Source organism: Dactylosporangium sp. NPDC051087, assembly GCF_055586325.1.
The window spans coordinates 150,611-164,609 of record NZ_JBVJIJ010000024.1; the positions used below are offsets into that span (position 1 = coordinate 150,611).

A 13,999-nucleotide genomic window follows, 5' to 3' on the forward strand; every position below is an offset into this window, starting at 1 on the left:
CTTTCGGCGGTAGGCCCGGTGCCCCGCGGGCGGTGGACTCGACGGCATGGGGACTTTCATCCGCAGGATGGCGCCGGTGGCCGGGCTGCTCGTCCTGGCGCCGTTCACCGGCGAGTTTCTGCTCGGCAACCTTTCGGTCCGGCTGCTGCCGGCCCTGCCGTTCCTGGTGCCGATGTACGGCGGCGGCGCGCTGCTGATCCGGGAACTGGTGCGGCGCACGGGATTCGGGTGGCCCGCGATCCTGCTGCTCGGCGCGGCGTACGGCGTCATCGAGGCGGGACTGGCGGACCAGTCGCTGTTCAACCCGTCGTTCGAGGGCCACGACTTCCAGGCGGTGACACCGGTGCCGGCGCTGGGGATCAGCGCGCTGAACGCGATGTCGTTCGTGACCGGGCACGCGGTGTGGAGCATCGCGCTGCCGATCGCGGTGGTGGAGCACCTGACGCCGGCCCGGCGCACCACTCCCTGGCTGGGCCGCGCCGGGTTCGCCGGGACGCTGCTGCTGTACGGGTGGGGCCTACGGATCGTGTTCCGGGAGCTGCGCGAGTCGGAGGGGTTCCTCGCCACGCCGGCGCAGCTGACGGGCGCGGCCGTGGTCGCGGCGCTGCTGGTGGCGGCGGCGTTTGTGACCCGCCGCCCCGGCGCGCGCGGCCCCGCCCTGCCCGGCGGCTGGGTGCCGCGGCCGTGGCTGGCCGGCGCCGGCGGGTTCGTCCTGTCGGGAGCGTTCGTGGCCCGCCCGGAGAGCTGGACCGGCGTCTGGATGGGCGCTGCGCTGCTGCTCCTGGCCGCCGTGGTCGTCTCCGCGCTCGCCCGGCGTCCACAGTGGACCCAGGAGCGTCAGGTGGCGCTCGCCGGCGGGGTGCTGCTGACGTACGCCTGGCTCGGCTTCGTCCTGACGTGGCTCATGGATCCCGGTGACCCCGTGCGCTGGTGGGGCAATGCCGGGTTCGCGTGCGTGGCCGTCGCGCTGCTCGTCTGGTGCCGGCGGGTCAGCCGCCGGTGGCCGTCGACTGTGGACGGTCAGAGTCCGGCCAGGCCGGCTTCGGCGTCGCGGACCCAGTGAGCGGCGTCCCACGCGGTCGCCACCTCGCGGGCGAGCTCGTAATGTTCCCGCGCCCGGTCACGGTCGCCCAGCAGCGCGTACAGGCGGCCGAGGACGTACGCGACCGGCTGCATCGCGATCGAGGTGCTGCTCATCCCCGCGATCTGCGTGCGGACCGGCAGCAAATCGCCGATGACGGCCGGCGCCAGGTCCGCCCGGTCGAGGGCGACGACCGCGAGCCCGCGCACCGCCAGGAACGCGGACTGGAAGTAGTCGGGAAGGTGCTCGTGGACGCCGATCCTGATCTCCCGCGCCTCGTCGACGCGGCCCGCGTGCACCAGGGCGAGGGCGAGCGCGTCGTCGGCGACCGGGCCGAGCGCCTCCCGCGTCGCGCGGGTGTGCGTCAGGTGCTCACCGAGCCGGCCCTGGCTGATGAGCAGGCTCGCGGTGGCGAAGAAGTGGTAGGCGTCCGCGTGCAGCGACCCCTGCCGGCGCATGACGGCGAGCGTCTCGTCGTAGAGGCGCTGCGACTCGGCGTAGTCGCCGGCGACGTGCGCGAGGGTCGCCCGGGCGCTGAGGATGATCGCCTGGGGTTCCGGCAGCTGGTACGCGTCGGCGAGCACACCCTGCCGGGCGACGCGGGCCCGGACGTCGGCGGCCTCGTTGCGCACGGCCGCACAGTTGGTGAGGATCTGCTCGGCGACCCATTCGTAGGCGACCATGCCGTGCGCCCGGGCGAGCTCACCCAGCCGCGTGCCGACCGCGGCCCGCTCCTCCGCCTCCAGGTCGTAGCGCATCGTCCTGGCCCTGGCGACCAGCCCCAGCGCCTGTACCGCCGGATCCGCCACGGCAGCGGCCAGCTCGAGCGCTTCGACGCCGGCGGCGGGGCCACGCGGATCGTCCTCGCCGTCGAGCTCCATGGTGAGCGCGTCGAGGAGCCGCACCCTGGTCTCCGCGTCGAGGCCGGGCCGGCGCAGCAGCCGTGCGAGCAGGCCGACGACGCGGTGGTCGATCACGCCGTACGTGCGGATCTGCCACGGCGTCGGCACCTTCCACGCGGTGAACGCCGAGATCAGCAGCTCCTCCCGCCCGCTGGCGACGGCCACGTCGAGGGCCCGGTCGCGGGTCTGCCGCGCCTGCGCCACCGCACCGGCACGCGCCTGCGCCCGCAGGAGCCGGCCGAGCAGGTCGACACGCAACTGGTCCCGGTCCCCCGCGGCGGTTTCCGCGGCCTGCACGGCGCCTGCGGTTTCCGCGGCTTGCACGGCACCGGCCAGGAGTTCGACGGCGGCGTCGTACGCGTAGCGCCGCTCGGCGAGCTCGGCGGCCCGGACCGCGTAGTCGACGGCGAGCGCCGCCGTGTCCGACGAGGCGGCCCGCGCGTAGTGGTGGGCGAGCGCCGGGTAGTCGTCGGGCCGCAGCCGCCGCGTGCAGGCGGCGACCCTCGCGTGCATCCGGGTACGGCGCAGCTGCGACAGGTCCGTGTACATCGTGTCGCGCACCAGCCCGTGCACGAACCTGACCCGCCCCGGCGCCGGCTCCGTCAGCAGCCCCGCGATGAGCCCGGCCTCGAGCGCGTCCAGAACGGCACCCTCGTCGGCGTCGGCGGCCCCGACGAGCGTCTCCACGTCGGCCTCACGTCCCACGACGGCGGCGAGCCGCAACACCGCGACCGCCGCCTGCGGCAGCCTCGACAGCCGCCGGCGCAGCACGTCCCGGACCCCTTCCGGCACCTCCGACGTGGCGACGAGCGCCCCTTCCGACGCCAGCAGCCGCGCGGACTCCTTCAGATAGAAGGGATTCCCGCCGGTACGCTCGGCGAGCGCCGCAACCGTCCCGGCGTCGACGTCGGCACCGACGAGCCGCTGCACGTCCTCGGCGCCGAGCCCGTCGAGATGGACCCGCACCGGCGACCGCCGGGCGAGCGCCGCCAGCGCCCCGTCGAGCCGGTCCCGGTTGTCGGCGGGCCGGTACGCCGCGACGAGCAGCACCCGCACCCCGGTGAGCTCCGCCGCGCTGGCCAGCAGCAGCAACGTCTCGGCATCCGCGGCGTGCAGGTCGTCGAGCACGATCGCCACCGCCCCCCGCGCGGCGGCGTCACCCAGCCAGGCGCGCACCGCCTGATGCAACCGGAACCGCCCGGCGGCCACGTCGTTACCCTCGCTGTGCCCCGCACCGGCGTCGTCGAGCAGCGGCGCGAGCGCCGGCCCGAGGTCCCCGGGCGGCACCTCCACGGCGAGCTGCCGCAACGCCTCCACCCACGCCCACGCGGGCGGCGCGCCGTCGACCTCAGGACACCGCCCGACGGCGACGAGCCAGCCCTCGTCGATGAGGTGCTGCCGGAACCGGGCGAGTAGGCTCGTCTTGCCGACCCCGGCTTCGCCGCTGAGCAACACGATCCGCGGCCCGCTCGGCACCGCCTCCGCCGCGGCGGCGCACAGCGTCGCCAGCTCCTGCCCCCGCCCGACGAACACCTCAGGGTTTGCGTCCCACGCCTGCCTGCTGGGTAAACTTCGGAGGGTGACGACGTCGGAGATCGACTTGGTCGGCTGAGGTAGCGTGGTGATGAAGCTGCCGCCCGCCGCCGCCTCGGGGTTTCTGCTTCGCTCGCCCGGCTCCGTGCTCCGTTCGTTCAGCTCGTTCGGCTCGTGCGGTACGTCCGGCTCGACGTGCAGCTCGCCCGCCGTCGCGCCCGGCCCGCCACCCGCGGGAAAATCCGCGGCTGGCGGGGGGTTCGCGGTTGCGCGGGGGTTCGCGGCGGCTCGGGGGTTCGCGGCGGCTCGGGGATTCGCGGCGGCTCGGGGGTTCCGGGGATTCGCGGTTGCTTGAGGGCTTCCGGGGTTCGCGGTTGCTCCGGCGCTCCACGGGTTCGCGGCGGCTTGAGGGTTCGCGGCGGCTTGAAGACTCGCGGCCGCTTGAAGACTCGCGCCCGCCCGAGGGTCTGCGGCCGCCGGCGAGTCTGGGGCGGTCGGGTGATTCGCCGGTCGAGGGCCGTGATCGCCGGTTGCTGGTCCGCGGCCCGGGGCGCCCTGAAGCTCGGCGCGCCGCACGGTGCCGGAGACCTCGCCGCCACGCGCGGTGCCTGAGGCCTCTGTGCGACGCGCGGTGCCGGTGCCGGTGACCTCGCCGCCGGACAGGTCCTCGCCGGCCAGGCCGCCAGGCAGGTCGTCGCTGTGCGGGCTGTTGTCGCGTGCGCCGTCACCCGGGATGTCACCGCGCAGGCCGCCGTGCGGGTAGTTGCCGCGCGGGATGTCGCCACGCAAGTCGCCAGGCAAGTCGCCGCGCAGGCCACCGTGCGGGTGGTCGCCGCGTGCGCCGTCACGTGGGATGTCGCCACGCAAGTCGCCGCGCAGGCCACCGTGCGGGTGGTCGCCGCGTGCGCCGCCGCGCGGGATGTCGCCACGCAAGTCGCCAGGCAAGTCGCCGCGCAGGCCACCGTGCGGGTAGTGGCCGCGTGCGCCGTCACGTGGGATGTCGCCACGCAAGTCGCCGCGTAGACCGCCGTGCGGGTGGTCGCCGCGCAGGTTGTCCAGGAGTTCGACGCGCTGGGCGAGGATCGCGGACTCCAGTTCGACGAGGGCGGGGCCAGGGTCCAGGCCCAGGTCCTCGGCGAGGATGCCGCGGGCGCGGCGCAGCGCGGCCAGGGCGTCGGCCTGGCGGCCGGTGCTCCACAGGGCGAGGGCGAGCAGCCGCCAGCCCTCCTCGCGCAGCGGCGCCTGGCGGGTCAGCAGCTCCGCCTCCGGGACGGCCTCGGCCGCGCCGCCGGTGCGCAGTGCCACGTCGAGGAGCAGTTCGCGGGCGACCGTGCGGAGCTCTTCGAGCCGGGCGGCTTCGGGCTGGGCCCAGGGTTCCTCGGCGAACTCGGCGTACGCGGCGCCCTGCCACAGTTCGAGTGCGCCGCGGAGCAGCAGCCTGGCCCGGCCCGGTGCGGCGGTGTGGGCCGCGCGGGCGTCGGCGAGCAGGGATTCGAAGCGCCAGGCGTCGACGGCGTCGGGTGGGACCCGGATCGCGTAGCCGGGTGGTGCGCTGACCAGGAGGCGGGCGGGGGCGCGGCGTTCGCGGCCGGGTTCGAGGACGCGGCGGAGGTTGGACACGTACGCCTGCAGCGACGCAATCGCCCGTGGGGGTGCTTCGCCGCGCCACAGGTCGTCGATCATCCGGTCGACGGAGACGACTTCGCCGCCGGCGGTCAGCAGGAGCGCGAGCACGGCGCGTTGGCGGGGGCCGCCGAGGTCGGCCGCACCGCCGTTGACGTCGACCGCGAACGGTCCGAGCACCCGCATCAGCATGACGCGCGCCATCGTAGCGGCCCCCAAGCGGCTTCCAAGACCGCTACAAGACAGTCCGCGCACCTTGAATCCACTGCTGAGCGAACTGATCTGGAGAGTGACCGATATGACCACCACCGTCGAGCGTCCGTGGGTTCAGGAGATGATCGTCGTGCACCGGGTGTTCCGGCGCGAGTCGCGGCTGATGACCGAGCTCGTCCGCGGTGTGCGGCCCGGCGACGTCGAGCGCGCCCGTTTTCTGGGCGGCATGGTCCGCGAGTACGACAAGGGCCTGCACTCGCACCACACTTCCGAGGACGCGTTGTTGTGGCCGAAGCTGCTCGCCCGGGTCGATCTGGACGCGGATCTGGTGCTGCGGATGGAGCAGCAGCATGAGGTGGTCGCCGGTGGGTTGCACACGGTGATGGGCCGCCTCGCGACGTGGGAGCGGGACGCTTCGGCGGACGCCCGGGACGCGCTGGCCGAGGCGATGGACGAGCACAGCCGGGACCTGCTCGTGCATCTCGACGAGGAGGAGCGTTCGGTGCTGCCGCTGGTGTCGGAGCACATCACGGCCGCGGAGTGGGCGGAGCTCGGTGAGGAGGCGCGGTCGCACACGCCGAAGGACAAGCTGCTGTTCATGTTGGGCGCGCTGCTGGAGGAGGCGACGCCGGAGGAGACGGCGCGGTTCCTGTCGCATCTGCCCGTGTCGGCGCGGGTCCTGTGGCACACGGTGGGCCGCCGCCAGTACGCGAAGCAGATGCGGAAGGTGCGCGCCGGGCTGCGGTAGCTAGTTCGAGGTGTACCCGGGGATCTCTTGCGAGCCGTCGGCGGTCTCGACCCGGTCGACCTCGCCGTCGAAGTTGTCGTCGTGGTAGATCAGGTCGATCCGGCCGTCGTGGTCCTGGTCGTAGGCGACCTGGTCGATGAGGCCGTCGGCGTTGGTGTCCCACATGGCGATGTCGGTCACACCGTCGTGGTTCTCGTCGGCGAGCAGGACGTCGGCGACGCCGTCACCGTCGCTGTCGTAGCCGGCGGTCGCCAGCCCTTCCGTGGAAGGCGGCGCCTGCGAACCGGCATCCGACCCGGCGTCAGACCCCGCGTCCGACCCGGAGGCGGGTTCGAGACCGGCCTGCACGCCGTGTTCCTCACCGAACACGGCGTGCGGGTCGGCGAAGTCGGACACGCTGAGGTCGTCTGGGTCGAAGTCCGCACCGAAGTCGGACTGCAGGCCGAAGTCGCTCATGCATGCCACCTTTCCAGCACTGCCGAGCCCGCCGCCACCCGGGCCACGTGCGGGTGGCCACAAGCACCCGGCCCTACGACGACGGCCGGTCGGCTCGCGTGTCACCCTCGGTGGTGGCGCGGTCGATGGCCAGGTTCGCGCGGCGCATGCCGTACACGAAGAAGAGGATCAGACCGGCGGCCATCCAGATCAGGAACCGCGCCCACGTGATGACCGGCAGGTTGAGCATGAGCCACACGCTGGCCACGACGCTCAGCGCCGGCAGCCATGGCACTCCCGGCACCCGGAACGCCCGGGGCAGGTCGGGCCGGGTCCGGCGCAGGACGACGACGCCGATCGACACGACGACGAACGCGAACAGCGTCCCGATGCTGGTCAGCTCGGACAGCTCGGACAGCGGGACGAACGCGGCGAGCACCGCGACGACGACCCCGGTGATGGTCGACATGACCCACGGCGTGCCGTACTTGGGGTGGACTCGGGCGAGGACCGGCGGGAGCAGCCCGTCGCGGGCCATGGCGAACGTCACCCGGGACTGGCCGAGCAGCAGCACCAGGATGACCGAGGTGATGCCGCACACGGCGCCGAGGGAGATGATGTCGGCGGCCCAGCCCTGCCCGACGAGGTCGAAGGCCTTGGCGAGCGGCGCGGCGGTGTCGAGCTGGTCGAAGGGGACCATGCCGGTGACGACGAAGGCGGTCGCCATGTACAGGACGCCGCAGATGACGAGCGAGCCGATGATGCCCCACGGGACGTCCCGCTGCGGGTTGCGGGTCTCCTCGGCGGTGGTGGCGACGACGTCGAAGCCGATGTAGGCGAAGAACACGATGGAGGCGGCGGCGACGATGCCGAACCAGCCGAAGTGCTGCGGGGTGATCCCGGCGAGGACCTGCAGCAGCGGGGCGTCGCCGCCGCCGATCTTTTCGCTGGGTTCGGCGGCGGGGATGAACGGCGTGTAGTTGGTGGCCTTGATGAAGAAGAGTCCGAGGCCGATGACGAACACGACGACGGCGACCTTGACGACGACCAGGAAGCCGGTGACGCGGCCGGACAGTTTCGCGCCCATGATCGCGACGATGGTGAGGGCGGCGACGATGAACGCGGCGCCGAAGTCGGGGCGTGCGGCGTCGCCGGCGAGCCAGGTGGGCAGGTCGAAGAGTTCCTGCAGGTAGGCGGACCAGCCGCGGGAGACGACGGCGGCGCCGAGCGCGAGCTCCAGGCACAGGTCCCAGCCGATGATCCAGGCGACGAACTGTCCGAGGGTGGCGTACGAGAACGTGTAGGCGGAGCCGGCCACCGGCACGCTGGAGGCGAACTCGGCGTAGCAGAGGGCGGCGAGGGCGCAGACGATGCCGGCCAGGGCGAAGGACAGCACGATCGCGGGTCCGGCGTTGCGGGCGGCCTGCTGGCCGGTCAGCACGAAGATCCCGGTGCCGATGATGACGCCCACCCCGAAGACGGTGAGGTGGAACGCGGACAGGTTTTTGCGGAGTCCTCTGCCTGGTTCGTCCGTGTCCCGCAGCGACTGTTCGATCGACTTGGTGCGAAATATCGACATCGGTGCACCTCCAAGGCCTCAGATGCGACATGCCCGGTGGAGCCGGGTTCTACACGCCGACGCCGGCATCTAGTACAGTTAAAACCTACCGGTTAGATATAAATTAGGGGTTGCCATGCGAACCACAGTGGTCGTGGGCGGAGGCTGTAGCGGCGCGCTGACGACGATCCATGTCAGCGCACCCGAGGAGCACCGCGAGCGCGTCGTGCTCGTCGACCCGGCGTCGGCGGACACGCTCGGTCGCGGCGCGGCGTACCGGACCACCGACCCGACGCATCTGCTCAACTCGCGGGCGGCGGCGATGAGCGCCCTCGCCGACACGCCGACCGACTTCGTCGACTGGTGCCGGGAGCAGGGACTCTCCATCGGCCCGGCGGACTTCGCGCCCCGCGCGGTGTTCGGCGACTACCTGCACGACCGGCTCCGGGGCGCCGACTTCGAGCACGTGCGCGGCGTGGCGATCCGCCTGCAGGAGCAGTCGGGGCAACTGAGCGTGGTGTTGCGCGGTGGGGAGGCGGTGACCGCCGACCGGGTGGTGCTCGCCCTCGGCCACGGCGCCCCGGCCGGCCCGCTGTCCATCACCTCGGCCGTACGGACGCATCCCTACTATGTGGGAAACCCGTGGACGCCGGGTGCGCTGGACCGGGTGCCGGGCGACGTGCCGGTGCTGCTGATCGGCACCGGCCTCACCGCCCTCGACGTGGCGATGTCGCTGAGCAACCGGGGACGCCGGGCGCCGCTGCACGCGGTGTCGCGCCGCGGGCTGCTCCCCCAGTCGCATCTGGAGACCCAGCCGAAGGCCGTCGGGACGTTCGCCCACGACGGCAGCGACGCCCGCGGGCTGCTGCGCGCGGTCCGGCGGTACGCGGCGACGGAGCCCGACTGGCGCAGCGCCGTGGACAACGTGCGGCCGCAGATCGACCGGCTGTGGTGGCAGCTGTCGGTGGACGCGCGGCGCCGGTTCCTGCAGCACGCCGCGGCGTACTGGGAGGTCCACCGGCACCGGATGGCGCCGACGGTGGCCGCGAGGGTCACCGCGCTGCGGGACAGCGGCGCGCTGCGCACGCATGCGGCGGCGATCCACTCGATCCGCCGGGGTGAGCGCGGGTTCGTGGTGACGCTCAGGTTCAAGGACCGGGACGTGAGCTGGCCGGTCGGCGCGATCGTCAACTGCACCGGCCCGGGCGGCGCGGCCACCAGCACCCTGGGCCGGGCGCTGCTGGACGACGGCCTGGCCCGCCGCGACCCGACCGGCACCGGGCTGGACGTCGACGGCCGGGGCCGGCTCATCGGGCGCGACGGCGAGCCGGACGACCGCATCCTCGCGATCGGCCCGACCCGCCGGGGTGCCTGGTGGGAGACGACGGCCGTGCCGGAGATCAGAACCCAGGCCGCCGCGCTGGCTCGAGTGCCGGTGGCTGCTTGATCGTCATCACGTGCTCGACGAGGGCGATGAGCACGCCCTTGATCGAGCGCCGGTCCCGGGCGTCGCAGAGCACGACCGGCACGTCCGGGTCGAGGTCCAGGGCCTTGCGGACCGCTTCCGCGGTGTGCTTCTGCACGCCGTCGAAGCAGTTGACGGCGACCAGGAACGGCGTGTTGCGCTCCTCGAAGTAGTCCACCGACGGGAAGCAGTCGGTGAGCCGCCGGGTGTCGGCGAGCACGACCGCGCCCAGCGCGCCCAGCGCCAGCTCGTCCCACAGGAACCAGAAGCGGTCCTGCCCGGGGGTACCGAAGAGGTAGAGGACGATGTCGTCGTTGATGCTGATCCGGCCGAAGTCCATCGCCACCGTCGTGGTGGTCTTGCCCTCCACGCCGTTGACGTCGTCGATGCCGACGCCGACGTTGGTGAGCACCTCCTCCGTCTGGAGGGGACGGATCTCGCTGACCGCGCTGACGAGCGTGGTCTTGCCGACGCCGAATCCCCCGGCGATGAGGATCTTCACCGCCAGCGGGATGTGCCCGTCAGAGCGATCGGAGACCATTGACAACCGCCTTGAGGATGCGATCGTCGAGCCGCTGCGGCCCGACGGACTGTTCGTACACCGGTTCGTGCATCTCGATGAGGCCCTGCTGGAGCAGGTCGCCCAGCAGCACGCGCACCACGCCGAGCGCGAGATCGAGGTGTGAGGCGAGTTCCGCGACCGTGACCGGTTCGCGGGTGCGGGCCAGGATCGCGTAGTGCTCGGGCTGCAGGTGCCGTGGCCCGGCACCGTCGGAGGCGTTGACGACGAACGCCACCAGGTCGAAGCCGCCGACGACGGGTTTCGCCCGTCCTCCGGTCACGGCGTAGGGGCGCACCACCGGCCCGGCGTCGGAGTCGAGCCAGTCGTGGTCACCCCGCGACATCGGAGGGTGCGCCCGTTCGTGACGGTGCGGTGAGGTACTGCCCGACCCGGGTCACCAGCATCGCCATCTCGTAGGCGATCACGCCGATGTCGGAGTCCGCCGCGCTCAGCACCGCCAGGCAGGCGCCCTGACCGGCGGCGGTGACGAAGAGGAACGCGTCGTCCATCTCCACGATCGTCTGCCGGACGGCGCCGCCGTTGAAGTGCCGGCCGGCGCTGCGGGCCAGGCTCTGAAACCCTGAGGCCACCGCCGACAGGTGCTCGGCGTCGTCGCGGCCGAGACCCGTGGACGCCCCCATGAGCAGCCCGTCGGCGGAGAGCACCACGGCGTGCTGCGCCGACTCGACGCGCTCGACGAGGTCGTCGAGGAGCCAGTCGAGCTTGCCGGTGCGACTCGTCGATTGTGCCACCTATGCGTCCCTTTCCAGTGTGGGTTGATCGTCGGTGAGCGCCGCCTCCCGGCGCCCCCGGGTGAACCCGGCCTGCAGCGACGTCATCATCGCGCGGGTCTGCTCCGGGGACCGGCCACCGCCCGTGGCGGCGGCCGCGAACTGGGCCGCGGGCACGCCGTCGACCGTGTGCTCGTCCTCCGGGCGTTCCCGCAGCTGCGGGGCGAGGCTCGCCTGCCGGCGCCGCTTGGGCAGCCCGTCATCGGTCAGGTCTTCCGGTTCCGGTTGCCGCCGGTGTACGGGTTCCGCCGGCTCCTCCGGCAGCACCGCGGCCGGCATCGGTGACGGCAGCACCTCGGCTTCGATGTCGGGGCGGCGGTGCGACCCGCGGGTCTGTGCCGGGACCATCTCCAGCACGTCGGCGACGACCCGTTCGGCCGGCGCGACCACGTGCTCCTGCGCGGCGCCGTCCAGCTCGACCACCGGCCCGGAAACCGGCCCGGAGACCACGAGTTCGGAGGGCAGCTCAGAGGCCAGCTCGGAGGCCAGTTCGGACGGTGTCGACGCGGTCAGCTCCGGTGTCGCGCCGGTGATCAGGTGCGGCGGGATCAGCACGACCGCGGTCACGCCACCGTACGGCGAGGACCGCAGCGTGACCCGGACGCCATGGCGGGCCGCGAGCAGCGCCACCACGAACAGGCCGAGCCGGGCGCTGTTGGCCGGGTCGAAGTCCGGCGGGTGCAGCAGCCGCTGGTTGGCCTCCTCGATCGCCTCCGGGGACATGCCGAGCCCGCGGTCCTCGATCTCGACCGCGAACCCGTTGGGCACCAGCTGCCCGCTGATCTGCACCCGGGTGTGCGGCGGCGAGTACGACGTCGCGTTCTCGATGACCTCGGCGAGGAGGTGGATGACGTCGGCGACGGCCCGGCCGACCAGCGACGCCTCGGGCAGCGTGAGGAAGCCCACCCGTGCGTAGTCCTCGACCTCGGAGACCGCGCCGCGGACCACGTCGACCATCGGGACCGGGTTGCGCCAGCCGCGGCCCGGGGTCGCGCCGGCCAGGATGACCAGGTCCTCGGCGTGCCGGCGCATACGGGTCGCGAGGTGGTCGACCCGGAACAGGTCCTCCAGCTCCTCCGGGTCGCCGGTGCGCCGCTCCATGCGGTCCAGCAGCGCCAGCTGCCGGTGCAGCAGCGTCTGGCTGCGGCGGGCGATGTTGAGGAAGACCTCGTTGAGGCCGCGTCGCAGCTGCGCCTCGTGCGCCGCGGACTCGATGGCGGTGCGCTGCACGGCGCTGAACGCGTTGCCCACCTTGCCGATCTCGTCCGTGCCGTATTCCAGCGGTGGCGCCGCCTCGGCCAGGTCGAACTCCTCGCCGCGGCGCAGCCGGCCGACGAGCGCGGGCAGCCGCTGGTCGGCGAGGGTCTGCGCGTCCTGGCGCAGGCCCGTCAGCCGGTTGATCAGCGACCGGCCGATCCGGACCGACAGCACGACGGAGACGGCGATCGCGAGCAGGCCGAGGACGGCGGCGAGGACGAGCCGCACGATGATCCCGACGGCGACCGGCTCGGCCCGCACCAGGATCGTGTCGCCGTACTGCAGGTCCAGCTGGCGCAGCTGCTCGGCGAGTTTGTCGTACGCGTCGCGCCACACGGCGATGTCGACCGGGATCGCGGCGTTCGGCTTCGCCTCAGAGATGATCTTGTTCTCGAAGTCGGTGATCTTCTTGTGCGGGTCGCCGGCGACGATGCCCTGATACGTCTGCTGCACCGCCGGCGGCAGCTCCGCGGACTGCTCCGCGTATTCGCCGCGCTTCGCGCCGATCGCGGCGATCAGTTCGGCGGCCTCGGTGCGGACGAACTTGCCGGCCGCGGCGGCGCCGTTGACCAGCGAGTCCTCCCGGGCGAGCAGCTCACGGGCGCGGCTCATCGCGATGTTGGTGCGGGCGTCCTTGCTCAGCTCCGCGTCGCTGACGCCGGGCAGCGCGTTGTACCAGCGGTAGATCGCGTCGACGGGGCCGTTGTAGACGTCCATCGCGCCGGACCGGTCGATCTGCCCGAGCGAGATGCCCGAGCGTGCCGACACGATCCCGTCGAGCGCCGTCATGATCTCGGTGAGTCGGCCCCTCGCCGGTGCGGGCATCGCCTCGCGGGTCTCGTCCTTGCCGGCCAGGGTCCGGAAGTTGGTGATCGCTGTGTCGGTCTTGCGCCGCTGCTCGGCGAGCAGCGCCGCCTCCGGCTTCCCCTCGGCCCGGCCGGACCCCAGGTACACCTGCGACAGCTTGCGTTCCCGCTGCAGCTCGACGGTCAGGTTCTCGGCCGGCTCGGCGGCCAGCTCGTAGTAGGTCTGGGCGTCGAACAGCTCGACCACGGCGCTGGACGTCAGGCTGGTCGCGAAGACCCACAGCACGACGAGCGACAGCAGCGGCGGGAGCAGCAGGGTGACGATCTTGGCGCGGATCGACCACGTGCGGATTCTCCACGTGCGGGATTTCATGTGGTCCTCGTGGGTCGCGTCGACAAGGGGGGTGGCGCGTCTCGGGCATGATACGGACACACAGGCGGGGAAGTCACCAACAAGGTCGTCGGCATCCCAAACCCGGCCGGCCGCCGGCGCGGCGTCACGGTCCCCGACCTGCGTGGGTGCCCGTCCGGGACCGCGGCCGGACCGCCATGATCTCCTCCCTGAAATCCCCCCGGGTCCGGTGTGTTTTCCCACGTCCCGGGCAGGACGGGCGCCATGCGACGTGGACGTTGGGTTTTCGCGATCGGCGCCTGGACCATGTGCACGGCGGCGTTGAGCGTGGTCGGCGTCGGCAAGGTGGAGGGCGTCCGCTCCGCGCTGCTGGCCGCCACCGGCGGTGACCGGCCCGCCTCCCCCGCCGCGACGGCCGGCGCCTCCCCGTCGCCGTCGCCGGGCTCCGCCCGGGCCCTGCGCACCCCGGGCGGCGACGTCGTCGCCCGCTGCGACGCCGGCATGGTCTGGGCCGACTACCTCAGGCCGGCGCTCGACTTCCGCGTCGAGGACGCCCAGCAGGGTCCCGCCGTCGAATACCGGGTGACGTTCAAGACCGACGGCCGGGAGGTCCGCGTCGTCGTGCGCTGCGACAAGTCGCTGAACCCCACGGCCGACGTGACCGTCGGCTGAC

11 protein-coding genes are annotated in these 13,999 nt (G+C 72.8%); 4 read left to right on the forward strand and 7 right to left on the reverse strand.

All coding sequences use genetic code 11. The features are described from left to right. The first annotated feature begins 46 nt into the window (after positions 1-46). Positions 47-1,063 carry a hypothetical protein gene (locus ACZ6TV_RS38870; RefSeq protein ID WP_465303560.1) on the forward strand — a complete coding sequence of 339 codons (1,017 nt, stop codon included), beginning with the start codon at positions 47-49 and terminating at the stop codon, positions 1,061-1,063. On the opposite strand, the gene ACZ6TV_RS38875 is transcribed toward ACZ6TV_RS38870, so the two are convergent. Beyond that, complete coding sequence (locus ACZ6TV_RS38875) at positions 1,021-5,331, reverse strand: BTAD domain-containing putative transcriptional regulator (protein ID WP_465303562.1); 4,311 nt, start codon at positions 5,329-5,331, stop codon at positions 1,021-1,023. The genes ACZ6TV_RS38870 and ACZ6TV_RS38875 overlap by 43 nt on opposite strands. Positions 5,332-5,437: 106 nt before the next feature. Between ACZ6TV_RS38875 and ACZ6TV_RS38880 the strand changes: the two genes are divergently transcribed. Further along, positions 5,438-6,100 (forward strand): hemerythrin domain-containing protein, encoded by a 663-nt coding sequence (locus ACZ6TV_RS38880; protein ID WP_465303564.1) that lies wholly within the window; start codon positions 5,438-5,440, stop codon positions 6,098-6,100. Here ACZ6TV_RS38880 and ACZ6TV_RS38885 read toward each other — a convergent pair whose 3' ends face one another. Both ACZ6TV_RS38885 and ACZ6TV_RS38890 read right to left on the reverse strand, forming a co-directional pair. Beyond that, positions 6,101-6,556: a hypothetical protein gene (locus ACZ6TV_RS38885; protein ID WP_465303566.1), complete on the reverse strand. Its 456-nt coding sequence runs from the start codon at positions 6,554-6,556 to the stop codon at positions 6,101-6,103. It lies immediately after the preceding gene. A gap of 73 nt (positions 6,557-6,629) precedes the next feature. Next, the gene (locus tag ACZ6TV_RS38890; protein ID WP_465303568.1) at positions 6,630-8,114 is read right to left on the reverse strand and encodes an amino acid permease; all 1,485 of its coding nucleotides are present in this window, start codon (positions 8,112-8,114) and stop codon (positions 6,630-6,632) included. Positions 8,115-8,229: 115 nt separating this feature from the next. On the opposite strand from ACZ6TV_RS38890, the gene ACZ6TV_RS38895 reads away from it, so the two are divergent. After that, a complete protein-coding gene (locus tag ACZ6TV_RS38895; RefSeq protein ID WP_465303570.1) occupies positions 8,230-9,540 on the forward strand; it encodes an FAD/NAD(P)-binding protein in 1,311 nt (436 codons plus the stop codon). Here the strand turns inward: ACZ6TV_RS38895 and ACZ6TV_RS38900 are convergent. From ACZ6TV_RS38900 to ACZ6TV_RS38915, 4 genes are read right to left on the reverse strand one after another with little or no spacing between them, the layout of a single operon-like run. Further along, positions 9,494-10,099 carry a GTP-binding protein gene (locus ACZ6TV_RS38900; RefSeq protein WP_465303572.1) on the reverse strand — a complete coding sequence of 202 codons (606 nt, stop codon included), beginning with the start codon at positions 10,097-10,099 and terminating at the stop codon, positions 9,494-9,496. The genes ACZ6TV_RS38895 and ACZ6TV_RS38900 overlap by 47 nt on opposite strands. Continuing rightward, positions 10,080-10,463 carry a DUF742 domain-containing protein gene (locus tag ACZ6TV_RS38905; RefSeq protein ID WP_465303574.1) on the reverse strand — a complete coding sequence of 128 codons (384 nt, stop codon included), beginning with the start codon at positions 10,461-10,463 and terminating at the stop codon, positions 10,080-10,082. Before ACZ6TV_RS38905 ends, ACZ6TV_RS38900 begins: the two co-directional genes overlap by 20 nt. Beyond that, a complete protein-coding gene (locus ACZ6TV_RS38910; protein ID WP_465303576.1) occupies positions 10,450-10,872 on the reverse strand; it encodes a roadblock/LC7 domain-containing protein in 423 nt (140 codons plus the stop codon). The genes ACZ6TV_RS38905 and ACZ6TV_RS38910 overlap by 14 nt, the downstream gene beginning before the upstream one ends. Further along, complete coding sequence (locus tag ACZ6TV_RS38915; protein ID WP_465303578.1) at positions 10,873-13,347, reverse strand: sensor histidine kinase; 2,475 nt, start codon at positions 13,345-13,347, stop codon at positions 10,873-10,875. It abuts the gene before it with no gap. A gap of 243 nt (positions 13,348-13,590) precedes the next feature. On the opposite strand from ACZ6TV_RS38915, the gene ACZ6TV_RS38920 reads away from it, so the two are divergent. After that, the gene (locus tag ACZ6TV_RS38920) at positions 13,591-13,998 is read left to right on the forward strand and encodes a hypothetical protein (RefSeq protein WP_465303580.1); all 408 of its coding nucleotides are present in this window, start codon (positions 13,591-13,593) and stop codon (positions 13,996-13,998) included. The last annotated feature ends 1 nt before the right edge of the window (position 13,999 follow it).

Excerpts from the sequence above, each read along its gene's own strand:
- ACZ6TV_RS38890 (WP_465303568.1), bottom strand. The coding sequence starts at position 8,114 with ATGTCGATATTTCGCACCAAGTCGATCGAACAGTCGCTGCGGGACACG.
- ACZ6TV_RS38870 (WP_465303560.1), top strand. The coding sequence starts at position 47 with ATGGGGACTTTCATCCGCAGGATGGCGCCGGTGGCCGGGCTGCTCGTC.
- ACZ6TV_RS38880 (WP_465303564.1), top strand. The coding sequence starts at position 5,438 with ATGACCACCACCGTCGAGCGTCCGTGGGTTCAGGAGATGATCGTCGTG.
- ACZ6TV_RS38885 (WP_465303566.1), bottom strand. The coding sequence starts at position 6,556 with ATGAGCGACTTCGGCCTGCAGTCCGACTTCGGTGCGGACTTCGACCCA.
- ACZ6TV_RS38900 (WP_465303572.1), bottom strand. The coding sequence starts at position 10,099 with ATGGTCTCCGATCGCTCTGACGGGCACATCCCGCTGGCGGTGAAGATC.
- ACZ6TV_RS38905 (WP_465303574.1), bottom strand. The coding sequence starts at position 10,463 with ATGTCGCGGGGTGACCACGACTGGCTCGACTCCGACGCCGGGCCGGTG.
- ACZ6TV_RS38920 (WP_465303580.1), top strand. The coding sequence starts at position 13,591 with ATGCGACGTGGACGTTGGGTTTTCGCGATCGGCGCCTGGACCATGTGC.
- ACZ6TV_RS38915 (WP_465303578.1), bottom strand. The coding sequence starts at position 13,347 with ATGAAATCCCGCACGTGGAGAATCCGCACGTGGTCGATCCGCGCCAAG.
- ACZ6TV_RS38875 (WP_465303562.1), bottom strand. The coding sequence starts at position 5,331 with ATGCTGATGCGGGTGCTCGGACCGTTCGCGGTCGACGTCAACGGCGGT.
- ACZ6TV_RS38895 (WP_465303570.1), top strand. The coding sequence starts at position 8,230 with ATGCGAACCACAGTGGTCGTGGGCGGAGGCTGTAGCGGCGCGCTGACG.